This is a genomic window from Variovorax paradoxus (assembly GCA_016806145.1).
Lineage (GTDB): Bacteria > Pseudomonadota > Gammaproteobacteria > Burkholderiales > Burkholderiaceae_C > Variovorax.
In genome coordinates this window covers 2,422,503-2,445,367 of sequence record CP063167.1, presented here as the reverse complement: position 1 = coordinate 2,445,367, position 22,865 = coordinate 2,422,503, and the positions used below count along the sequence as shown (strand labels likewise).

Annotated in this window: 14 protein-coding genes; 10 read left to right on the top strand and 4 right to left on the bottom strand. The window is 71.9% G+C overall.

What is annotated here, in order from left to right; translation table 11 throughout:
• Positions 1–9 precede the first annotated feature (9 nt).
• The 7 genes from INQ48_42405 (at position 10) to acs (ending at position 9,972) form a co-directional block, all read left to right on the top strand.
• Positions 10–1,716 (top strand): ABC transporter ATP-binding protein, encoded by a 1,707-nt coding sequence (locus INQ48_42405; GenBank protein QRF62008.1) that lies wholly within the window; start codon positions 10–12, stop codon positions 1,714–1,716.
• On the top strand, positions 1,713–2,513 hold the full coding sequence (locus INQ48_42400) for a phosphodiesterase (GenBank protein ID QRF62007.1): 801 nt from the start codon (positions 1,713–1,715) through the stop codon (positions 2,511–2,513). Before INQ48_42405 ends, INQ48_42400 begins: the two co-directional genes overlap by 4 nt.
• The gene (locus INQ48_42395; protein QRF62006.1) at positions 2,510–3,769 is read left to right on the top strand and encodes an alkaline phosphatase family protein; all 1,260 of its coding nucleotides are present in this window, start codon (positions 2,510–2,512) and stop codon (positions 3,767–3,769) included. Before INQ48_42400 ends, INQ48_42395 begins: the two co-directional genes overlap by 4 nt.
• Before the next feature lie 157 nt (positions 3,770–3,926).
• On the top strand, positions 3,927–4,949 hold the full coding sequence (locus INQ48_42390) for a porin (GenBank protein ID QRF63202.1): 1,023 nt from the start codon (positions 3,927–3,929) through the stop codon (positions 4,947–4,949).
• A gap of 50 nt (positions 4,950–4,999) precedes the next feature.
• On the top strand, positions 5,000–6,604 hold the full coding sequence (locus INQ48_42385; GenBank protein ID QRF62005.1) for an alkaline phosphatase D family protein: 1,605 nt from the start codon (positions 5,000–5,002) through the stop codon (positions 6,602–6,604).
• A gap of 3 nt (positions 6,605–6,607) precedes the next feature.
• Positions 6,608–7,912, top strand: a complete 1,305-nt coding sequence (locus tag INQ48_42380) for an MgtC/SapB family protein (GenBank protein QRF62004.1) — start codon at positions 6,608–6,610, stop codon at positions 7,910–7,912.
• Between the two features lie 38 nt (positions 7,913–7,950).
• The gene (gene acs / locus INQ48_42375) at positions 7,951–9,972 is read left to right on the top strand and encodes an acetate--CoA ligase (GenBank protein ID QRF62003.1); all 2,022 of its coding nucleotides are present in this window, start codon (positions 7,951–7,953) and stop codon (positions 9,970–9,972) included.
• Positions 9,973–10,015: 43 nt separating this feature from the next.
• On the opposite strand, the gene INQ48_42370 is transcribed toward acs, so the two are convergent.
• Both INQ48_42370 and INQ48_42365 read right to left on the bottom strand, forming a co-directional pair.
• Positions 10,016–10,270 (bottom strand): DUF1488 family protein, encoded by a 255-nt coding sequence (locus tag INQ48_42370; GenBank protein ID QRF62002.1) that lies wholly within the window; start codon positions 10,268–10,270, stop codon positions 10,016–10,018.
• Between the two features lie 110 nt (positions 10,271–10,380).
• Entirely contained in the window at positions 10,381–10,539 is a 159-nt protein-coding gene (locus tag INQ48_42365; protein ID QRF62001.1) for a hypothetical protein, read from the bottom strand.
• A gap of 280 nt (positions 10,540–10,819) precedes the next feature.
• On the opposite strand from INQ48_42365, the gene INQ48_42360 reads away from it, so the two are divergent.
• Together INQ48_42360 and INQ48_42355 are read left to right on the top strand one after the other, a co-directional pair.
• On the top strand, positions 10,820–11,038 hold the full coding sequence (locus INQ48_42360) for a hypothetical protein (protein ID QRF62000.1): 219 nt from the start codon (positions 10,820–10,822) through the stop codon (positions 11,036–11,038).
• Complete coding sequence (locus tag INQ48_42355) at positions 11,035–19,239, top strand: hypothetical protein (protein QRF61999.1); 8,205 nt, start codon at positions 11,035–11,037, stop codon at positions 19,237–19,239. Before INQ48_42360 ends, INQ48_42355 begins: the two co-directional genes overlap by 4 nt.
• A gap of 16 nt (positions 19,240–19,255) precedes the next feature.
• Here INQ48_42355 and INQ48_42350 read toward each other — a convergent pair whose 3' ends face one another.
• The gene (locus INQ48_42350; GenBank protein ID QRF61998.1) at positions 19,256–20,053 is read right to left on the bottom strand and encodes a response regulator transcription factor; all 798 of its coding nucleotides are present in this window, start codon (positions 20,051–20,053) and stop codon (positions 19,256–19,258) included.
• Between the two features lie 209 nt (positions 20,054–20,262).
• Here INQ48_42350 and gmd point away from each other — a divergent pair, with 209 nt between their 5' ends.
• Positions 20,263–21,303 (top strand): GDP-mannose 4,6-dehydratase, encoded by a 1,041-nt coding sequence (gmd, locus tag INQ48_42345; protein ID QRF61997.1) that lies wholly within the window; start codon positions 20,263–20,265, stop codon positions 21,301–21,303.
• A gap of 13 nt (positions 21,304–21,316) precedes the next feature.
• On the opposite strand, the gene INQ48_42340 is transcribed toward gmd, so the two are convergent.
• Complete coding sequence (locus INQ48_42340; GenBank protein ID QRF61996.1) at positions 21,317–22,849, bottom strand: mannose-1-phosphate guanylyltransferase/mannose-6-phosphate isomerase; 1,533 nt, start codon at positions 22,847–22,849, stop codon at positions 21,317–21,319.
• Positions 22,850–22,865 lie beyond the last annotated feature (16 nt).

Below are 22,865 nucleotides of genomic sequence, written 5' to 3'. Positions count from 1 at the left end.
CAGGCAACGATGAAGCATCCCGAATCCAACGCGCTGGCACGGCGCCAGCAGGCGGCGCGCCGCATCGGCGGACGGCTCGAGGTCCAGGGCCTGGGCATCGGCTACCGGCGCGCCGACGGAGAGATCGTCGGCGCGGTACGCGGCGTCGAGTTCACGGTCGAGGCCGGCAGCAGCCTGGGCATCGTCGGCGAGAGCGGCTCGGGCAAGTCGACCGTGGCGCGCGCGCTGCTGGGCCATTGCCGGCCCGGCGGCGTGATCACCGCGGGGGCGGTGCGCATCGCGGGCGAGGACATCCTGCGCCTGGACGAACCGGCGCGGCGCCGGCTGCGCGGCCGGCACATCGCCTTCGTGCCGCAGAACCCGCTGAGCTCGCTGACGCCGCACATGCGCATCGGCGACCAGGTCGACGAGGCCGTGCGCCACCTGCGCGGCTGCGGCACCGCCGAGGCGCGGGCGCGCACGCTCGAGCTGTTCGAAGCCACCAACCTGCCCGATCCGAAGGGCATCTGCGCGCGCTTTCCGCACGAGCTCTCGGGCGGCCAGCGCCAGCGCGTGGTGATCGCCGCCGCGCTGGCCGGCGACCCCGGCGTGCTGGTGCTCGACGAGCCGACCACCGCGCTCGACAAGACCACCGAGGTCCAGGTGCTCGAGCTGGTGCGCACCCTGCGCGAGCGCTTCGGCACCTCGCTGATCTACGTGAGCCACGACCTCGGCGTGATCTCGCGCATGTGCGACCAGGTGATCGTGATGCACCAGGGCCGCATCGTCGAGCAGGGGCCAGCCGCGCGCATCTTCGGCGCGCCCGCGCATGTCTATACGCGGCAGCTGATCGCGGCCATTCCGCGCGTCGATGCCGAGCCGCCGGCGCGCGAACCGCAGCAACAACAGGCGCAGGGCGCGCTGCTGGTGGCGAAGGACCTCGCGTTCTCGTACCCGTCGCGCCGCCGCGCCTGGTTCCAGCCGCCGCCAGCCACGCCGCGGCCCGCGCTGGCCGGCCTGTCGTTCGCGATCGGTCGCGGCGAGACCTTGGGCCTGGTCGGCGAATCGGGCAGCGGGAAGTCCACCGCGGCCTCGCTGGTCGCGGGGTTGATGGCGCCCTCGGGCGGCTCGCTGCACTTCGACGGCCAGCCGCTGGCCGCGAAGGCCACCGACCGCTCGCCGACGCTGCGGCGGCGGGTGCAGATCGTGTTCCAGGACCCGCTGTCCTCGCTCAATCCGCGCCAGCGCATCGCCGCCATCCTCGAGCGGCCGCTGACCCTGTTCACCGGGTTGCGCGGCCCGGCGCTGCGCGAGCGCGCGCAGGCGCTGATGCGGGCGATGCACCTCGATCCGGCGCTGCTCGAGTGCTACCCGCGCCAACTCTCGGGCGGGCAGCAGCAGCGCGTCGCCATTGCGCGCGCCTTCGCCGCCGAGCCCGACCTGATCGTCTGCGACGAGATCACCTCGGCGCTCGACGTGTCGGTGCAGGCCCAGGTGCTGGAGCTGCTGCTCGAGCTGCAGCGCAAGACCGGCACGGCCTACCTGTTCATCAGCCACGACCTCGGCGTGGTCCGGCGCATGGCCGACCGCGTCGTGGTGCTGCGCCATGGCGAGGTCCGCGAGGCCGGCGCCACGCGCCAGGTCTTCGACGCCCCGGCCGACGACTACACGCGCCTGCTGCTGCAGGCCACCGCCCTGCATTCCGTGACCGCCTCACCCGAAACCCTTGCCGCATGACCAAGTTCATCCACATCACCGATCCCCACCTCGTCGCGCCCGGCGAGATCCTGCACGGCCTGGACCCGTACGCGCGGCTCGCCGCCTGCATCGACGACATCCTCGAGCACCACCGCGACGCGGCCTGCTGCGTGATCACGGGCGACCTTGCGCACCGCGGCGAGAGCGCCGCCTACGCGGCGCTGCGCACCCAGCTCGCGCGGCTGCCCATGCCGTGCTTCCCGCTCGTGGGCAACCACGACATCCGCGCGCTGCTGGCGGCGCAATGCCCGGGCGGGCCGAGCGACGGCAACGGCTTCGTGCAGGGCCGCTTCGACCTGGCCGACGCGAGCTTCCTGCTGCTCGACACGCTCGACGAGGGCCGCAACGGCGGCCTCTATTGCGAGCAGCGGCTGGCCTGGCTCGCGGCCGAGCTCGACCGGCTCGGCGAGCGGCCAGCCTACCTGTTCATGCACCACCCGCCGTTCGACATCGGCATTCCGTGCCTCGACCGCATCGGCCTTGCGAACCCCGAGCCCTTCGCGCGGCTGGTGGCGGGCCGGCGCAACCTGCGCCACCTGTTCTTCGGCCACGTGCACCGGCCGGTCTGCGGCAGCTGGCGCGGCATCCCGTTCTCGACCCTGCGCGGCCTCAACCACCAGGTGCCGTTCGACCTGCACACCATCTCGCCGGTGCCCAAGAGCCACGAGCCGCCGGCCTATGCGGTGGTGTTCCTCGCGGCGGACCAGGTCACGGTCCACTTCCACGACTACCTCGACAAGTCCACGCTCCCGGCGCCCCGGGACGCTTCGAAATGAGCAGCCGGCGGCGCGCCGTCGTGGTGGTCTGCGACAGCCTGTGCGCGGACCTGGTCACGCCCGACGTGGCTCCCGCGCTCGCGGCGCTGCGCGCGCAGGGTGCCGACTTCGTTTCGGCGCGCGGCGTCTTTCCCTCGACCACGCGCACCAGCTCGGCCTCGATGGCCACCGGCTGCCTGCCGGCCGCCCACGGCCTGCTGGGCAACACCATGGTGCTGCGCGAGCAGGGCGCGCTGGTGCGGCTGTCGGTGGGCAAGCCCGACTTCCTCGAACGCCTGCGCCGCGCCACGGGCCGCACCCTGCGGCGCCCGACCTGGGCCGAGCGACTGGCGCTGCAGGGCGGCGCGATCGTCATGTCGAACGTGTCGCCGGGCGCGGCCTACCTGCAGGACCCCGACGGCTTCGGCCATGTCTACCACCGTGCAGGCTCGCGCGGGCCGGGCGGTGCCGCATTGGCGGACGGGCTGGCCATCGAAGTGGGCGCCGCGGGCGACCGGGCGATGACCGATCGCTTCTGCCGCGAGGTGCTGCGCGAACGCGCGCCCGCGCTGGCCGTGCTGTGGCTCTCGGAGCCCGACCACACGGCGCACGGCGTGCCGCTCGGCTCGAGCGAGCACCTGGCGATGATCGCCCACGCCGATGCCTGCGTCGACCAGGTGCGGCGCACCGTGGAGGCGCTCGATCCGGCCGGCGACGAGATCCTGCTGGTCGCCTGTTCCGACCACGGCATGGAGACGGTGGAGCGCAAGATCGACCTCGACGCGCTGCTGGTCGAGGCCGGCTGGAAGCAGTCGCGCGAATCGCAGGAGGTGGTGATGGCGCCCAACGGCAATGCCGCGCTGCTGTACTTCGCCGACGAGGCGCGCGACGCCATCCCGGCCGTCGTGCGGTGGCTGCAGGACCAGGACTTCACGGGACGCGTGTTCGCCGGCCAGGCCCTGGCAGAGATCGGCCTGCCGACGGAAGGCCCGCTCGGCCTGGCGCTCGCGCTGCGCCATGACGCGCGCGCCAATCCCCATGGCGTGCCGGGCCGCAGCGTCTCGCTGCTGAGCCCGTTCAGCGATTCATCGCCCGTCGGCTGCGCACAGCACGGCGGACTGGGCGAGCACGAACAGCATCCCTTTCTCTGCCTGAGAGGGGGAGGGCTGCGTCCCGGCGAGCGACGCCAACCCGCGTCGCTGATCGACATCGCGCCGACCGTGCTGCGCCACCTCGGCGTGGCAGCGGACGGCATGCAGGGACGCGCATTGCAGTAGACGCGCCGCGTCTTTCGTTCCCCCGACGCCGGATGGATTCGTCACGCATGCGCGTGAGGGGCCTGCCTGCGCGTCGCCATCCCCGGGTCACCCCCACCACTCGAAGAAAAAGATGAAGAGACAAAGAAGATTCACCCCCGTCATCGCCGGCGGCGCCATGCTCGCCATCGGCGCCTGCCATGCCCAGTCGAGCGTCACCTTGTTCGGGCTGATCGACACCGGCGTCGCCCACTACCGCGTGCACGGCAAGGGCAGCCAGACCGCGCTGGCCTCCGACGGGCTCGCGAGCAGCCGCCTGGGTTTTCGCGGCCAGGAGGACCTCGGCGGCGGCCTGAGCGCGGGCTTCTGGCTCGAGGGCTCGCTCGCCGTCGACAACCCGACGTCCTTCGACCTCGCGCGGCGCTCGACCGTGAGCCTGGCCGGCCCCTGGGGCGAGCTGCGGCTGGGCCGCGACTACACGCCGACCTACCTGATCCAGTCGGACTTCTCGGGGCCCTGGGTCACCAGCGGCGTCGGCGAGAGCATCGTCTACCGCGGCCGCGCCATCCTCTACGGCAGCGCCAACGCGGGGCAGAGCTCGCACGTGCGCGTGAGCAACTCGGTCGGCTACTTCCTGCCGCGCGACCTCGGCGGCTTCTCGGGCCAGTTCCAGTACGGCCTGCCCGAGGCGGTCGACGGCGGCGACGCGGAGCGCTACCTCGGCGGGCGCCTCGGCTACCGGCAGGGCGCGTTCCGTGTGGGCGCGGCCTACAGCCGGACCCTGGGCGGGCCGAAGGCGCCGACCACGCGCCCGCGCGACATCCGCTCGGCCAGCATCGGCATCGCCTACGACTTCGGCGTGGCATCGGTCGAGGCGCTGTACGCGCAGGACCGCGTGCAGATGCCGCTGGGCGCCAAGCGCTTCGAAGGCGCGACCGTCGGCGTGACGGTGCCGGTCGGCCCCGGCGAGATCCGCGCGAGCTATGGACAGGTGGCGTTCCGCTACCCGGGCGACCGCTCGCGCGCCAGCAAGATCGCGCTGGGCTACGTGCACCACCTGTCGAAGCGCACCGCGCTCTATGCGACCGTTGCCCATGTGCGCAACCGGCGCGGCGCCGCGCTGACCGTCGGCGGCGACGTCGCGGGCCTCGCCGACCACGCGGCCAGCGGCCAGAACTTCGGCATCCGCCACGCGTTCTGAGCGCGCCCGCCCCGCGCAACCACCCCCACAATCCACGATTGGAGACAAGCATGCACCGTCGCGATCTCATCCGCCTGGCCTCGGCCGCCGCGGCCGCCAGCTCCCTGCCGCGCTGGAGCTGGTCGAACACGCTGGCCCAGCGCGACCTGTTCCCGCTCGGCGTCGCCAGCGGGTCGCCGACCCCCGACGGCTTCGTGCTGTGGACCCGGCTGCTCGACGGCCCGGTGCCCGGCACCGTGCCCTTCGACACGCCGCGCCTGCCGCTGCCCGCCGCGCTGACGGTGCGCTGGGAGGTGGCCGAGGACGAGGCCTTCCGCCGCATCGTGCGCGCGGGCCAGGCGAACGCGCTGGCCGAGCTCGGGCACGCGGTGCACGTGGAGGTGTCGGGCCTGCGGCCGGATCGCTGGTACTTCTATCGCTTCATGCACGGCGACGCGGTCACGCAGACGGCGCGCACGCGCACCGCGCCGGCCTTGCACGCCATGCCCGGGCGCACGCGCTTCGCCTTCGTCTCGTGCCAGCGCTGGGAGCAGGGCCACTACGCGGGCTACCGCCACATGCTCGACGAGAACCTCGACCTGATCGTGTTTCTCGGCGACTACGTCTACGAATACGCGATGCCGAAGAAGCCGCCGAGCTACCAGCTGGTGCGCACGCACACGCTGCCGGCCGCGAAGACGCTCGCCGACTTCCGCGACCGCTACGCGCTCTACAAGACCGACGTTCAGCTGCAGGCCGCGCACCGCGCCTGCCCGTGGCTCGTGACCTGGGACGACCACGAGGTGCAGAACGACTACGCGGGCCTCGAAGGCACCGGCGCGGCGGGCGACTTCCTCGCGCGGCGCGGCGCCGGCTACCAGCCCTTCTACGAGAACATGCCGCTGCGCGCCTCGGTGCTCACGCAGGGCCTCGGCGGGCTCGGCACGCTCGACGGCCTGCGCATCCACGAGCGGCATGCCTGGGGCCGGCTGCTGCGCTTCCACCTGCTCGACACGCGCCAGTACCGCGACCGCCAGCCCTGCCGCGTGCCCGGCGCGGAATCGCCGAGCTCGGTGACGCCCACCGGTTGCCCCGAGCTGCGCGACCCCGCGCGCTCGATCCTCGGCAGCGACCAGGAGCGCTGGCTCGAGCAGGGCCTGGCGCAGGACGCCGCGCTGGGCGAACGCTGGAGCGTGGTGGCGCAGCAGACCATCTTCGCGCAGCGCAACTACAAGCCGCTGCCGGCCGAGAGCTACCACCCGAGCACCTGGGACGGCTATCCCGCGAGCCGCCAGCGCGTGCTCGACGCGGTGCAGGGCGCGGGCGCGCGCAACACCGTCTTCCTCGGCGGCGACATCCACCAGAATTACGTGAGCCGCGTGCTGGCCGACTTCTCGCGGCCGCAGTCGCCGGTCATCGCGAGCGAGTTCTGCGGCACCTCGATCGCCTCGGCCAGCGGCACGGCGCAGAGCCGCGCGCAGGAGATCGCCGACAACAACCCGCACATCCTGCTCGCGCGTTCCGACAAGCGCGGCTATGCGGTGGCCGACGTGACGCCCGGGCGCTGGCTCACCTCGCTGCGCGTGCTCGACGACGTGGCGCAGCCCGACAGCGGCATCTCGACGCTGGCGCGCTTCGCGGTCGACGACTGCGTGCCGGGTCCGCGGGCGGTCTGACCCATGCCCGACAAGACCATCCCCATGACCACCGGGGCCGAGTGGCCCTACCTCGAGATCCTGGTGCGGCTGGCGCTGAGCCTGGCGCTCGGCCTGCTGATCGGGCTGGAGCGCGAGCGCCGCGGCAAGGAAGCAGGCCTGCGCACCTTCGGCTTCATCTGCCTGCTGGGCGCGCTCGGCGGCCTGCTCGGCATGCCGGTGGCGCTGCTGTGCCTGGCGCTGGTCGGCGTGCTCGCGGTGCTGCTCAACGTGCAGACGCTGCGCGCCGGGCAGGGCGCCGAACTCACGACTTCGGCCGCCATGCTCGTGACCTGCCTGGCCGGCGTGCTGTGCGGCCAGGGCCACACCATCTCGCCCGCGGCCGTGATGGTGCTGGCCACCGCGCTGCTGGCGTGGAAGGAACGGCTGGCCGGCTTCTCGGCCGGACTGACCGAGAGCGAGATGCGCTCGGCGCTGCTGCTGGCCATCCTCGCGATCGTGATCTATCCGGCGCTGCCGGCCGGGGCCGTGGGCCCGTGGCACCTGGTGGAGCCGCGCGCCGCCTGGGTCACCGTGATCCTGATCGCGGGCATCGGCTTCGTGAACTACATCCTCTGGAAGCTCTACGGCACGCGCGGCACCGAGCTCTCGGGCTTTCTCGGCGGGCTGGTGAACAGCAACTTCACGGTGATCGAGATGGCCTCGCGCGTGGTCGCCACGCGCGGCGCCTACGTGGGCACGGCCTACCGCGGCATCCTGCTGGCGACCACCGCGATGGTGGTGCGTAATGCCGGGCTGCTGCTGATCCTGGCGCCGCTGGCGCTGCTCGGTGCCTCGGGCGCCTTCGCGCTGATGATGCTCGCGAGCGCGGTGCTGGTGCTGTGGAGCTACCGGCGCGCCACGCGCGGCCCCGTGCCCGACGTGCCCGAGATCAAGCTCGACCTGCCGTTCTCGCTGCCGCTGGCGCTCAAGTACGGCGTGGTGTTCCTGGTGCTGCACATCGTCGGCGGGCTCACGCAGCGGCAGTTCGGCGATGCGGGCTTCTACTTCGTGAGCGTGGTCGGCGGCCTGATGTCGAGCGCGAGCGCCGTGGCCGCGGCCGCCGCGCTCGCGTCGCAGGGCAGCCTGTTGGCCACCACGGCGGGCACGGGCGCGGTGCTGGCCTCGCTCACGAGCATCGCCTTCAGCATGTCCTTCGTGCTGCGCACGCGCGAGCGCAGCCTCACCACGAAGCTGTGCACGGCCATGCTGTGCATCGCCGTCGCCGGCGCCATCGGGCTGGCCGGCCGGCACCTGGTGCTGCCGCTGATCCTGCCGAGCGCCGGTTGAGCGCCGCATCCGTCCATTTCCTTTTCGAACCCGACCCCATGAGCCATCCCTCGAAGAACATCGAATCCGTCCTGGTTGAGAACCGCGTGTTCCCGCCCGATGCCCGCGCCACGCAAGGCGCACGCATTTCCGGCATGGCCGCCTACGAGGCCCTGTGCAAGGAAGCGGAACAGGACTTCGAAGGCTTCTGGAGCCGCCAGGCCACGACCCACCTGCAGTGGACGAAGCCCTTCAGCAGGATCCTCGACGAATCGAACGCGCCGTTCTACCAATGGTTCGGCGACGGCGAGCTCAATGCCAGCGCCAACTGCCTCGACCGCCACATCGGCACGCCGGTCGAGAACAAGACCGCTATCGTCTTCGAGGCCGACGACGGCACCGTCACCCAGGTCACCTACAAGGAACTGCTCGCACGCGTGAGCCAGTTCGCCAATGCGCTGAAAGCCTCCGGCATCCAGAAGGGCGACCGGGTCATCGTCTACATGCCGATGACGGTCGAGGGCGTGATCGCGATGCAGGCCTGCGCGCGCATCGGCGCCACCCACAGCGTGGTGTTCGGCGGCTTCTCGGCCAAGGCGCTGCAGGAACGCATCATCGACGCCGGCGCGGTCGCGGTCATCACGGCCAACTTCCAGCTGCGCGGCGGCAAGGAACTGCCGCTCAAGGCCATCGTCGACGACGGCATCGCGCTCGGCGGCTGCGAGTCGATCAAGACCGTGTTCGTCTACGAGCGCACGCCCTCGGCCTGGAATCGCGTCGAAGGTCGCGACAAGACCTTCGCCGAAGCGCTCAAGGGCCAGAGCACCGAGTGCGCGCCCGAGCCGGTGAATGCCGAGCACCCGCTGTTCATCCTCTACACCTCGGGCTCCACCGGCAAGCCCAAGGGCGTGCAGCACGCCACCGGCGGCTACCTGCTGTGGGCCAAGATGACGATGGACTGGACCTTCGACATCCGTCCCGAGGACGTGTTCTGGTGCACCGCCGACATCGGCTGGATCACCGGCCACACCTACGTCGCCTACGGCCCGCTCGCGGCCGGCGCCACGCAGGTGGTGTTCGAAGGCATCCCGACCTTCCCGCACGCGGGGCGCTTCTGGCAGATGATCGAGAAGCACAAGGTCAGCGTGTTCTACACCGCGCCCACCGCGATCCGCTCGCTGATCAAGGCGGCCGAGGGCGACGAGAAGGTGCATCCGAAGAACTGGGACCTCACGAGCCTGCGCATCCTCGGTTCGGTCGGCGAGCCGATCAATCCCGAAGCGTGGATGTGGTACCACCGCAATATCGGCGGCGAGCGCTGCCCGATCGTCGACACCTTCTGGCAGACCGAGACCGGCGGCCACGTGATCACGCCGCTGCCGGGCGCCACGCCGCTGGTGCCGGGTTCGTGCACCCTGCCGCTGCCGGGCATCATGGCCGCGATCGTGGACGAGACCGGCAAGGACCTGCCCAACGGCGCGGGCGGCATGCTGGTGATCAAGCGGCCCTGGCCCTCGATGATCCGCACGATCTGGAACGATCCCGAGCGCTTCAAGAAGAGCTATTTCCCCGAGGAGATGGGCGGGACGATCTACCTGGCGGGCGACGGTGCGGTACGGTCCGCTGGCGGACCCTCCGGGTCCGGCGCCGACCGCGGCTACTTCCGCATCACGGGCCGCATCGACGACGTGCTCAACGTCTCGGGCCACCGGCTGGGCACGATGGAGATCGAATCGGCGCTGGTGTCCAGGACCGACCTCGTGGCCGAGGCCGCGGTGGTGGGGCGTCCCGACGACGTGACGGGCGAGGCGGTGTGCGCCTTCGTGGTGCTCAAGCGCGCGCGGCCGACCGGCGAGGAGGCCAGGCAGATCGCCACCGAGTTGCGCAACTGGGTGGCCAAGGAGATCGGGCCGATCGCCAAGCCCAAGGACATCCGCTTCGGCGACAACCTGCCGAAGACGCGCAGCGGGAAGATCATGCGGCGGCTGCTGCGCAGCATCGCCAAGGGCGAGGCGATCACGCAGGACACGTCGACGCTCGAGAACCCGGCGATCCTGGATCAACTGTCGCGGGCGAACTGATTCCCCCGGGCGGCACCGCCCGATCGCCGGAAGGCGCGCGCCGCTAACCCGTGGTTCGCAGATCGTGCTCCCGCAGCATCACGGGCGGCGTCGATCCCTGCGCCAGCCGGCGCCGCACGGCGGCATCGATCTCCTCGGCATGCGATGCGTAGGTCTCGAGCGGATCGGCGTTGTCGCCGGTGCGGAAGTGGTAGTGCAGGGTCGTCTTGCCGATGCTGGCGTCCACGCTGCGGCCGTCGACCGTCACGAGGAAGCGGACCGCGTTCGAGGCGTCGTGGAAGAAAGGGGTGTCGGACATGGCGCTAGTTCCCGCGGGCCGCGATCGCGACCCGCGCAATGTGAGAAGAGGACGCGACCGCTGTGTCATGCAGAGCCTTCGAGGCGTTCGCCGCGGCCGCGCTTCGATGCCTAGAAGGACGCATCGATTGCCCAGAGCACGAGCAGCACGGCGGCGTAGAGGACGCCGGCGAGGATCAGTGCGGTGCGCAGCGACCCCATCTCGGGGACCGAGGGCACGATGACCGGCGGGGCCAGGGCGGGGGGAAGGGCGGGGAAGGGCTTTTTCATGGGAGCGCTTTCGTTGCGAGCCATGGCGTCGAGCGGCGCGCCCGGTTCGGGCGACCGCAGCCAGGCAGTCGGCCCACGCTACGCCTGTTCGAGCGACAGCGCTCGACTTTCTCGCGCCTCGCGGCCGCGCAGCCGTGCGGGGCCTTGTAGGCCAACAGGCCTTTCTCGCGCGCAGGCCGAATAAGTGAGCGCGGGGGCCGGAAAGAGAGTACGGTCGGCAGACGTTCACAGTTATCGCGATCGCGCGGCAGCTCTTGATCCGTCACAAGGAGCCGTAGCCATGTCCGCCCCCCTCTCGTCCCCCCATTCGCACGCCGACCTCATCGGCAGCGACGTCGACTCCCTCGCCTCCCACATGCGCCACTGCGCGCGCGCGCACGGACGCTGGTCCTCGCTGCGCGGCCGCCTGCAGCAGCTGCACGCGCTCGCGGCCGGCCGCATCGTCACCCTGGCTTGCGCCGCCGTGGTGCTCGGCATCGGCCTGTTCCTCGCGGCTTGAGCGCCGCGGCCATCGTCCACAGGCTCGACGGACTGAGCGCCTATGCGCGCAAGCTGCTGCTCGACCCGCACGATCCGGTGGCACCGCCGATCCGCGCGGAGCTGTTCGGTGCGCAGCGTTTCGAGCAGCACGGGCGCAGCCTCGCGCGCGCGCAGGCGCTGGTGGAGGACGACGACCGGCCTCGCCACGCGCGCGAGCGCGCGCCGTTCTTCCCGCGCGTGCACGAGAACCTCGAGTCGCTGCGCGGCGCCTTCGACTACATCGCGCTGATCTCGCAGAGCGGGCGCTACGTGTCGCCGGCCGCGGAATGGCTGCTCGACAACTTCCACCTGGTCGAGGCGCAGCTGCAGCAGATCCAGGACGGCGTGCCGCGCAGCTATTACGCGCGCCTGCCCAAGCTCGCGCGCGCGCCGCTGGCCGGCCTGCCGCGCGTCTACGGCATCGCCTGGGCCTACGTGGCCCACACCGACAGCGTGCTCAACCCGGCGCTGTTCACCGCCTTCCTCGAGGCCTACCAGGACGTCGACGAGCTCACGCTCGGCGAACTCTGGGCGCTGCCCACCACCTTGCGCGTGGTGCTGCTCGAGAACCTGCGCCGCGTGGCCGAGAGCATCGCCGAGCACAAGGTGGCGGGCGAGATCGCGCATGCGGCCTGGGACGCGGCCGCGCGGCTCGACGCGGCCGAGCTCGACGTGCTGTTCCGCGCGCTGCACAGCCACGGCCTGCAGCACAGCTACCTCACGCAGCTGTGGCAGCGCCTGCCGGGCGAGCATGGCGAGAACATGCCCGCGCTGGTGCGCTGGACCGAGCAGCATTGCCCGAACGGCGCGGCGCTGATCCGCGATGCGCAGGACGCGCAGGTGGCCGCCAACCTGACCGTCGGCAACATCATCACCACGCTGCGCATGGTCGGGCAGGTGGAGTGGAACGACCTGATCGAACCCGTGAGCCGTTCGCTGCGCGTGCTGCGCGAGCTGCCGAGCTTCGCGGCCGAGAGCGAGTCCACGCGCCAGCAGATCACGCACGCGATGGAGCAGGTGGCGCGCCAGAGCCGGCGCTCCGAGCGCGAGGTGGCGCAGGCGGTGGTGCGACTCGCCATCGCGGCCGCGCACGACGGCATCGATACGCGCGAGCCCGATGTCGACCCGGCGGACGAGACCGCCGGTTACTACCTGTTCGGCCAGGGCCTGCCCGCGCTCGACGCGCTGCTGCGCCCGAACCCGGAGGCCGCGGGCCAGCGCGCGCGCCGCGCCGCGCGGCACGGCACGCGCTCGTGGCGGCTGCCGCTCTATGCCTTCGCCGTCGTGCTGTTCACCGGCCTGCTGCTGCTGGCCGTCGCGCACGGATTGCCGCATCGCGGCGGCTGGCTGTCGGTGCTGGCGCTCGCGCTGCTCGCCTGGCCGCTGTCGGAGGCCGTGACCGCGCTGGTGCAGCGCATCGTCGCGGAGTCGGTGCGCGTGCAGCCGCTGCCGCGGCTCGATTTCGCGGCCGGCATTCCCGCGCGCCACCGGGTGCTGGTGGCCGTGCCGGCGATGCTGGTCTCGGCCGAGGGCAACGCGCAGCTCGCGCACCGGCTCGAGCTGCACTGGCTCGCCAACCGCGAGGAACAGGCCCAGTTCGCGCTGTTGACCGACTGGGCCGACGCGCCGCTCGCGACGCTGCCCGGCGATGCACCGCTGCTCGAGGACGCGCTCGCGCGCATCGCGGCGCTCAACGCGCGCCATCCCGCGGCCGAGGGCGCGTTGCCGCGCTTCGTGCTGCTGCACCGCCCGCGCAGCTGGAGCGACACCGAGCGGCGCTGGATCGGCTGGGAGCGCAAGCGCGGCAAGCTCGAGATGCTGCTGCGCCTGCTGGCGCAGGGCGAGGCCGACGGCTTCCTGCCGCTGGCGCCCGGCAGCTTCGCGACCGGCCGCACGCCCTACGTGCTCACGCTCGACAGCGACACCGTGTTGCCGCCCGGCGCGCTGCGCGAGCTGGTCGCGGTCGCCGCGCATCCGCTCAATGCGCCGCGCGTCGATGCCGCGCGCCGCCGCGTGGTCGGCGGCTACGGCATCCTGCAGCCGCGCATCGTCACGCCCTTCGGCCCGCGCGAGGAGCGCTCGATGTTCCGCTGGATCTTCGCGGGCGCCTGCGGGCTCGATCCCTACAGCAACGGCGCCTCCGACGTGTACCAGGACGTGTTCGGCAGCGGTTCGTTCACCGGCAAGGGCCTGCTCAACGTGCGCGCCGTGCACGCGGTGCTCGATCGCCGCCTGCCCGACGGCGCGGTGCTGAGCCACGACCTGCTCGAAGGATCGATGGCGCGCTGCGCGGTGGTCAACGACATCGTGCTGGTGGAGGACTTCCCGCACCACGCGGGCGTGTTCGCCTCGCGCGTGCACCGCTGGGTGCGCGGCGACTGGCAGCTGCTGCCGCTGATGCGGCGCGCCGGCCACTACGGCATCGATGCCGTGGGCCTCTGGAAGATGGGTGACAACCTGCGCCGCTCGCTGGTGGTGCCGGCCTCGTTCGCGCTGCTGGTGCTGGTGGTGTTCACGCATGCGCTGCCGCTGGGCTGGACCTTGCTGGCCGTGGCCGCGGGGCTGACCATCGGCCCGGTGCTCGGCGCGCTGGCCGGGCTGGTGCCGACGCGGCGCGCGATCGAGCTGCGCCATTTCTTCGACGTCGGCGCGGTCGAGCTGCTGCGCGCCCTGGCCGGCGCGGCCTGGCAGTTCGTGCAGCTCGCCGCGCAGGCGCGCATGCTGCTCGATGCGATGGCGCGCGCGCTGTGGCGGCTGCTGGTGAGCCGGCGCGGCCTGCTGCAATGGACCACCGCCGCGCAATCGCAGGCGCAGTCGAGCCAGCGTCTGGCCGTGTTCGTGCGCGGCGGCGGCGCGGTCGGCCTGGCCTGCCTGCTGCTGGCCGTGGCCGCGTACCGCAGCGACTGGCCGGTGCTGGCGCCGCTGCTGTTCGTGCTGTGGGCGCTGGCGCCGGTCGCGGCCTGGTGGGGCAGCCGCGTCGAGACCGGGCGTCCCGACGCGCTCGACACCGGCCAGCGCGACTACCTCGAGGCGCTGGCGCGCGACACCTGGCGCTTCTTCGAGCACGTGGTGGGCGCGCAGGACAACCACCTGCCGCCCGACAACCTGCAGACCGATCCCGAGCCCGCGCTGGCGCACCGCACCTCGCCGACCAATATCGGCATGTACCTGCTGGCGGCCGCATGCGCGCGCGAGTTCGGCTGGATCGGCAGCACCGAGCTGGTGGCGCGGCTTTCGGCCACGCTCGCGAGCGTCGACCGGCTGCACAAGCACCAGGGCCACCTGTGCAACTGGTACGACACGCGCACGCTCGAGCGGCTGGCGCCGGCCTACGTCTCGAGCGTGGACAGCGGCAACCTCGCCGGCCACCTGATCGCGGTGGCGCAGGCCTGCCGCGCCTTCGCGGCGCAGGACGCGGCCGGCGCGCCCAACGGCGAGGCGCTCGAGGCGCTCGCCAGGCGCTGCGAGGCGCTGTGCGACGGCATGGACTTCCGCGGGCTCTACGACCCCAAGCGGCACCTGTTCCACATCGGGCTGCGCGTGGACGACGACGTGCTCGACGCCAGCTACTACGACCTGATGGCCTCGGAGTCGCGGCTGCTGAGCTTCCTCGCGATCGCCAAGGCCGACGTGCCGCGGCGCCACTGGATGGCGCTGGGCCGGCCCTTCCTGCTGGTGGGCTCCCGGCCCGGCCTCAAGTCGTGGTCGGGCTCGATGTTCGAGTACCTGATGCCCTCGCTGGTGATGCCCGAACCCGACGACGGCCTGCTGCAGGTGGCCAATGCCGCCGCCATCGCCGAGCACCGGGCCTTCGCGCGCACGCAGCAGCTGCCCTGGGGCGTGTCGGAGTCGGCCTATCACGGGCGCGACCATTCGCTGGCCTACCAGTACGCGCCCTTCGGCGTGCCGCGCCTCGCGCTGCGCCGCACGCCGCCCACCGACCGCGTGGTGGCGCCCTATGCGAGCGCGCTGGCCGGGGTGCTCGCGCCGGCAGCGGCGGTCGACAACCTGCGGCTGCTCGAATCGCTGGGGGCGCGCGGCGCCTACGGCTTCCACGACGCGGTCGACTTCACCGCCTCGCGCCAGCACGAAGGGCAGGACTTCACGGTCGTGCGCAACTTCATGGCGCACCACCAGGGCATGACCCTGGTGGCGCTGTGCAACGTGCTGCGCGACGACGCGCCGCGCCGCTGGTTCGGCAGCGCGGCCGTGGTGGAGGCGCATCTCTCGCTGCTGCACGAGCGCACGCCGCGCCAGATCATCGGCAGCGCCGACCCGCGCTCGCCGCCCGAGCCCAGCCGCGGCGAGCTGCCGCCGATGTTCCAGCCGCGGCTGGTCGATCCGCTGGCGCCGGGCCCGCAGCCCACGCACCTGCTGTCGAACGGCCGCTACACGGTGGCGCTGCGCGCCAGCGGCGCGGGCGTGAGCCGCTGGCGTTCGTTCAACGTCACGCGCTGGCGCGACGACCCGCTGCGCGACGGCTACGGCACCTTCTTCTACCTGCGCGACGACGCGCGCGACACGCCGGTTTCGCTGACCGCATTGCCCGCGCCCGGCATCGACTGGGAGTACCGCACCCGCTTCCTCGCCGACCAGGTGCAGTTCGATGCCAGCGGACCGGGCCTGCAGGTGCGCACCACGGTGCTGATCAGCCCCGAGGACGACACCGAACTGCGCAGCATCAGCCTGCACAACACCGGCGAGCGCACGCGCACGCTCGAGCTGTTCTCGTACTTCGAGCCGGTGCTCTCGAATCCGAAGGCCGACGAGGCCCATCCGGCCTTCGCCAACCTGTTCGTCGAGTCGCGCTGGCGCCCGGACCTGCGCGCGCTGCTGATGTCGCGCCGGCCGCGGCTGCAGGGCGATCCGGCGGTGGCGGCGGTGCATTTCGTGGCCTCGGTCGATGCGCACGTGATCGCCATCGACTGCATGACCGATCGGCGCGCCTTCGTCGGCCGCAACCGCACGCTAGCGGCGCCGGCGATCGACATGCAGCCGCTCGATGCCGCCGGCGCGCCCGTGAACGGCCTCGATCCCATCGCCTGCCTGCGCGTGCGGCTGTCGATCGCGCCGGGCGCCACCGCGCGGCTGGGCTTCGCCACCGCGGCCGACGACAGCATCGAGGCGCTGATGCCCACCATCGACCGCTACCTCGAGCCGATGCACGTGGAGCGCACGAAGCGCATGGCCGCCACGCTGGCGCAGGTGCGGCTGCGCGACCTGACGATCACGCCCGCGCAGAACGTGGCGCTGCAGGACCTCACCACCATCCTCACCTACACCACGCCGCGCCCGATGGGCGAGCGCGGCCTGTTCGACCTGCGGCAGATCTGGCGCTTCGGCATCTCGGGCGACAAGCCGATCGTGCTGGTGCTGATCCACTCGATGAGCGGCATGGGCCTGGTCAACGCGCTGCTGCGCGCGCAGCCGTGGTGGGGCTTCGGCGGCGTGGCCTGCGACCTGGTGGTGATCAACGGCGAGCCCGCTTCCTACCTGCTGTCGCTGCAGCGCGAGATCGAGACCTTGCGCCAGCGCGTGCTGCAACAGACGCGCAACAGCTTTCCGCGCAACGACACGGCCGGCTTCTACCTGCTGCACGAGCAGGAGGTGTCGGCCGCCGAGCGCGCGGCGCTGTCGAGCATGGCGCGCGTGGTGTTCACCGCCGACGGGCGCGCGCTCGACGTGCAGGTGGCCGCGCTGCGCGAGGCGCGCGGCATGGGGCCGTGGGCGCCCGAGGCCGTGCTGCCGCCGGCGGTGCCGCTGGCAAGCGGGGCCGCGCCGAGCCTGCCATCCGAGACCGTCGCGGGCGAGTTCGATGCCGCGAGCGGCGAGTTCCGCTTCGAGGTCGGCCTCGCGCGCCGCACGCCGCGGCCATGGATCAACGTGATCGCCAACGCGGGCTTCGGCTTCCAGGTCTCCGAGTGGGGCAACGGCTTCACCTGGGCCGGCAACAGCCGCATGCACCAGCTCACGCCGTGGTCGAACGACCCGGTGCAGGACCCGGCCTTCGAGCACTACCTGCTGCAGGACCTGGCGTCGCGCGAACTGCTGCCGCTCACGCCGGCGGGGCGCGGCGCCAGCGTGGGCGCCCCCGACGATCTGCTGCACCGCGTTCGCCATGGCCAGGGCTACACGGTCTTCGAATGCCGAGTGGGCGGGCTGTCGCTGAGCACCACCTTCCTGGCCGACCGCGACGATGCCGTGAAGCTGGTGCATGTGCAGCTGCGCAACGACGGCGGCGGCACGCGCCGGCTGCGCGCGCTCGCGATGGCCGAGTGGCAGCTGGGCGCGGCGCGCGGCGAGCGCCGCAGCGTGCGGACCTGGAAGCAGGACGATCTGGCGGCCGTGTTCGGCGAACAGCGTGAATCGAGCGGCGGCTTCGGCGGCGGCACCGCCTTCCTGATGCTCGCGGGCCTGCCGGGCGCCACCCAGTGGACCTGCGACCGCAACGAATTCTTCCGTGGCCGCGGCATCGTCGAGGTGCCCGACAGCCTCGGGGGCCGCGGCGGCAGCGGGCTCGATGCGTGCGCGGCCGTCGACGGCGAATTCAGGCTGGCCGCGGGCGAGGGCGCGAGCTTCACCTTCGTGCTGGGCCATGCCGACAGCGCCGAGGCCGCCATCGCGCTCGCGCGGCGCTGGCGCGAACGCGACGTGCCGGCCGCGCTCGCGCAGGTCGACGGCTTCTGGGACGAGCTGCTGGGCCGGCTGCGGGTGCGCACGCCCGATCCGCTGTTCGACGCGATGGTCAATCGCTGGCTGGTCTACCAGACCCTGGCCTGCCGGCTGTGGTCGAAGGCCGGCTTCTACCAGGCCGGCGGCGCCTTCGGCTTCCGCGACCAGCTGCAGGACGCGATGGCCTTCGCGCTCACCGACCCGCAGCGGCTGCGCGCGCAGATCCTGGTCAACGCGGCGCGGCAGTTTCCCGAGGGCGACGTGCAGCACTGGTGGCACATGCCCGGCGGCGCCGGCGTGCGCACGCATTTCGCCGACGACCTGCTGTGGCTGCCGTTCGCGGCCGCGCACTATGCGCAGGTGACCGGCGACGGCACGCTGTTCGACGAGAGCGTGGGCTTCATCGAGGGCGCGGCGATCCGGGCCGGCGCCGAGGACGCCTACTACACGCCGCAGCATGCCGGCCGCGTCGCCAGCCTCTACGAACACGGCGCGCTGGCCATCGACCGCAGCCTCGCGATCGGCGCGCATGGCCTGCCGCTGATGGGCACGGGCGACTGGAACGACGGCATGAACCGCGTCGGCCACGAGGGCCGCGGCGAATCGGTCTGGCTCGCGTGGTTCCTCTGCAGCGTGGTCGAGCGCTATGCGCCGATCGCGCAGGCGCGCGGCGAGACCGAACGCGGCGCGCGCTGGCTGCGCGCGCGCGAAGGCTGGATCGCCGCGCTGCACGACGCGGGCTGGGACGGCGCCTGGTTCCGCCGCGCCTTCTTCGACAACGGCGCGCCGCTGGGCTCGGCCGCCAACGACGAGTGCCGCATCGACCTGATCGCGCAGGCCTGGTCGGTGCTGTCGGGCGCGTCGGACGAGGGCCATACCCAGGCCGCGATGGCCGCCGCGAAGGCGCATCTGCACGACGACACGGCCGGGCTGCTGCGCCTGCTGGCGCCGCCCTTCGTGCAGTCGGCCAACAACCCGGGCTACATCCAGGCCTACCCGCCGGGCGTGCGCGAGAACGGCGGACAGTACGCGCACGGCGCCGTGTGGGGAATGATGGCGCAGGCGCTGCTGGGCGACCGCGAAGCGGCCTGGGCGAGCTTCGAGGGCCTGAGCCCGGCCCATCGCGCCAGCGATCCGCGGCGCGGGCCGGCCTACGAGCTCGAGCCCTACGTGATGGCCGGCGACATCTACGGCGCCGCGCCCTACGTGGGACGCGGCGGCTGGAGCTGGTACACGGGCTCGGCCGCGTGGCTGCACCGCGCGGCGGTCGAGACCCTGCTGGGCCTCTCGGTGAAGGGCGACGCGCTGTCGCTCGCGCCGCGCGTGCCGGCGCACTGGCCGGCCTTCGAGATCGAACTGCGGCTCGGGGAGCGCGAATTCACGCTGCAATGGGGCGCGCCGCAAGGCGCCGCCGCCGCCACCCACCATGCGGGGGAGGGCGACTGGATCGACTGGCGGGCGCTGCCCGCGAAGGCGGTGGTGCGGATCGGCAGGCGCTCGGGCGCCTGAACCGCCGGCGCCCGGCTCACAGCAGCCCGGTCAGGGTCGCGCGGCTCACGGCCTGCGCGCGCGAATGCACGTTGAGCTTCTTGTAGATGTTCTTCATGTGGGCATTGACGGTCTGCATCGAGATGCCGAGCGCCTCGCTCACCGTGCGCGTCGCCTGGCCGCGTGCCACGCAGTCGAGCACCTCGCGCTCCCGCGTCGTCAGCACGATGTCCAGCGGATGGGCATCGGGCGTGGGCCGCTCGACCGAATGCTGGCCCATGCGTGCCAGGAGCCGTCGCGACAGCCTGGGCGTGATGGCCGCGCCGCCGTTCACCACCTGCAGCACGGCCTGCGCGAAGCTCTGTTGCCATGCGTTCTTCAGCAGGTAGCCGGTGGCGCCGACCTCGAAGGCGCGCAGCACGTGGGCGTCGTCCTCGAGGGCGGAGACCACGATGATCTCGCAGTGGCTCTGCTGCTTGCGCGCATCCCGGATCAGCTCGAAGCCCGAGCCGTCGGCCAGGCGCAGGTCGAGCATCAGCACGTCGAACTCTTCCGACGCGAGCAGGCGCCGCGCGTCGCGCGCGCTGCCGGCCTGGCCCTGGAGCCGGATGCGCAGGTCCGACAGCAGCTCCTGCGCGATGACGCGGCGCATGCCCTCGTCGCCGTCCACCAGCAGCACGCGCACCGGGGCATCGTCCTGCCCGGTCATGAAATGCGGCCACTGCGGCTCGCCCGGTCGACAGGCCCCGCCGGCCTCGCGCGGCCGGAGGCGATAGACCTGACCGCCGTTGGACTCGGCGAAGCTCTTGCGGATGGACGTTGATTCGTCGGACATGAATGACTCCCCTTTTGTCGAAGCGACCTGGGTGTCCCAGGTTATCGCGGAATCCACGAATGGAGTACTTTCTGCTTGCTTTAAATGTAGGCAGGGGCGCCGTCGGCGCGCGACCCTCGGGTTGTAGGGTACGTAGTCGAAAGGCCCAAGTTGCCAACCGCGAGGGTGGAACTCCTGTACGCTGCATCCACCTCAACCAAGGAACCGTGATGAAGAAGAAGATCGCGATCGTCACGGGCATCAGTGGCCAGGACGGCGCCTATCTGGCGCAACTGCTGCTGGCCAAGGGCTATGTGGTGCACGGCACCTACCGCCGCACCAGCTCGGTCAATTTCTGGCGCATCCAGGAACTCGGCATCCAGGACCATCCCGATCTGCATCTGGTCGAGTACGACCTCACCGACCAGGGAAGCTCGCTCAGCCTGGTCCAGCAGACGCAGCCCGACGAGATCTACAACCTCGCGGCCCAGAGCTTCGTCGGCGTCAGCTTCAACCAGCCCGTGGCCACGGCGCACATCACCGGCATCGGGGCGCTGCACCTGCTCGAGGCGATAAGGCTCATCGACCGGCGGATCCGCTTCTACCAGGCATCGACCTCCGAGATGTTCGGCAAGGTGCAGGCCGTGCCCCAGGTCGAGAGCACGCCGTTCTATCCGCGCAGCCCCTACGGCGTGGCCAAGCTCTATGCGCACTGGATGACCGTCAACTACCGCGAGAGCTACGGCATCTTCGGCAGCTGCGGCATCCTGTTCAACCACGAGAGTCCGCTGCGCGGGCGCGAGTTCGTGACGCGCAAGATCACCGACGCCGTGGCCCGGATCAAGCTCGGCAAGCTCGACGTGCTGGAGCTCGGCAACCTCAACGCGCAGCGCGATTGGGGCTTCGCGCAGGAGTACGTGGAAGGCATGTGGCGCATGCTGCAGACCAGCGAGCCCGATACCTACGTGCTGGCGACGAACCGCACCGTGACCGTGCGCGACTTCGTCCGCCTGGCGTTCCGGGGCGCGGGGATCGAGGTGGAATTCAGGGGCGCGGACGAGGCGGAAACCGCCGTCGACACGGCGACGGGCCGGACGGTGCTGCGCGTGAACCCGCGCTTCCACCGTCCCGCCGAGGTCGACCTGCTGATCGGCGACCCCGCCAAGGCCAGGGAGCACCTGGGATGGGAGCCCACCACCACGCTCGAGCAGCTCTGCCAGATGATGGTGGACGCCGACCTGCGTCGCAACGAGGCCGGCTTCTCGTTCTGAGCGCCGCGCCGCCTCAGGCGGGCTGCGGTTCGGGCAGCGGACGCGGACTGTTCCACGCCACTGCCGGCGCCGCGACCGCGCCTTCGCCGGCGATCGACAGCAACGGCTGGTTCTGCGCATCGCCGCGATCCGCCACGATGCCGCAGCGCCCGTAGCTGTCGTCGAAGCGCACGATGTCGTCTTCGCCGAGGTAGCTGCCGGTCTGGACCTCGATCACCTCCAGCGTCGTCTTGCCCGGGTTCTCGAGCCGGTGCACGCAACCCAGCGGCAGGTAGATCGATTCGTTCTCGCGCACCAGCCTGACCTTGCCGTCGCAGGTGGTCTTGGCCGTGCCCTGCACCACGATCCAGTGTTCCGAGCGGTGGTGATGCATCTGCAGCGACAGCTTGGCGCCGGGCTTGACCGTGATGTGCTTGACCTGGAAACGCTCGCCGTTGTCGACGCTGTCGTACGCGCCCCAGGGCCGCACCGTGCGCCGGTGCTCGGTGGCCTCGGGCCGGCCCTCGAGCGCCAGCATGCGCACCACCTCCGCGACCTGCTCCGCGCAGTCCGCGCTCGCGACCAGCACCGCGTCGGGCGTGTCGACGATGATCAGGTTCTCGGTGCCCAGCGCCACCACCGGGCGATGCGGCGCATGGATGAAGGTGTTGCGCGCGCGCAGGCTGCGGCCCTTGCCGCTCGTGCGGTTGCCGGCCTCGTCGGCGGGGTGCAGGGTCGCCACCGCGTTCCAGCTGCCCACGTCGCTCCACGCGCCCTCGAAGCGCACCATCGCGATGTCGGGGTGCTTCTCGAGCACCGCGTAGTCGATGCTCTCGCTGCGGCAGGCCTGGAAGGCCTCGACGCCGAGCCGAAGGAAGCTGCCGTCGACCGACGACGACGCGACCGCGTGCTCGCAGGCCAGCAGGATGTCGGGCGCATGCGTGCGCAAGGCCGCGACCAGCGTGCCGGCGCGCACGAGGAAGATGCCCGCGTTCCAACAGAAGCCGCCATGCGCGATCAGCGCCGCCGCCACCTCGGCCTGGGGCTTCTCGAGGAAGCGCGAGACCGCGTGGCTGCAACCGTCGCCCGCGGCGGCACCCACCTCGATGTAGCCGTAGGCCGTGCTCGCGAAGGTCGGCGTGACGCCGAAGGTCACGATGCGGCCGGCGCGCGCCGCCTCGACGCCGCCGCGCACGGTGCGCGCGAACAGTTCGGCATCGGGGATGTGATGGTCGGCGGGCGCGAACAGCAGCAGGTCGTCGGCCCCGGCCTGCAGCGCCGCCACCGCCATCGCGGCCGCGGTGTTGCGGCCCCCGGGCTCGAGGATCTGGCGCCCGCCGATGCCGGCGGCGTCCACGGTCTCGCGCACGAGGAAGCGATGTTCCTCCGAAGCGATGCAGGTGATCTCGCCATGCAGGCCGCGCAGCCGCTCCAGCGTGAGCTGCAGCAGGCTCTTGCCTCCCACCAGCGGCGCGAACTGCTTGGGCAATGCCTTGCGCGAGAGCGGCCACAGGCGCGTGCCGCTGCCGCCGCACAGGACGACGGGATGGATGATGGAGGTGGTCATGGGGTGTCCGATGGAA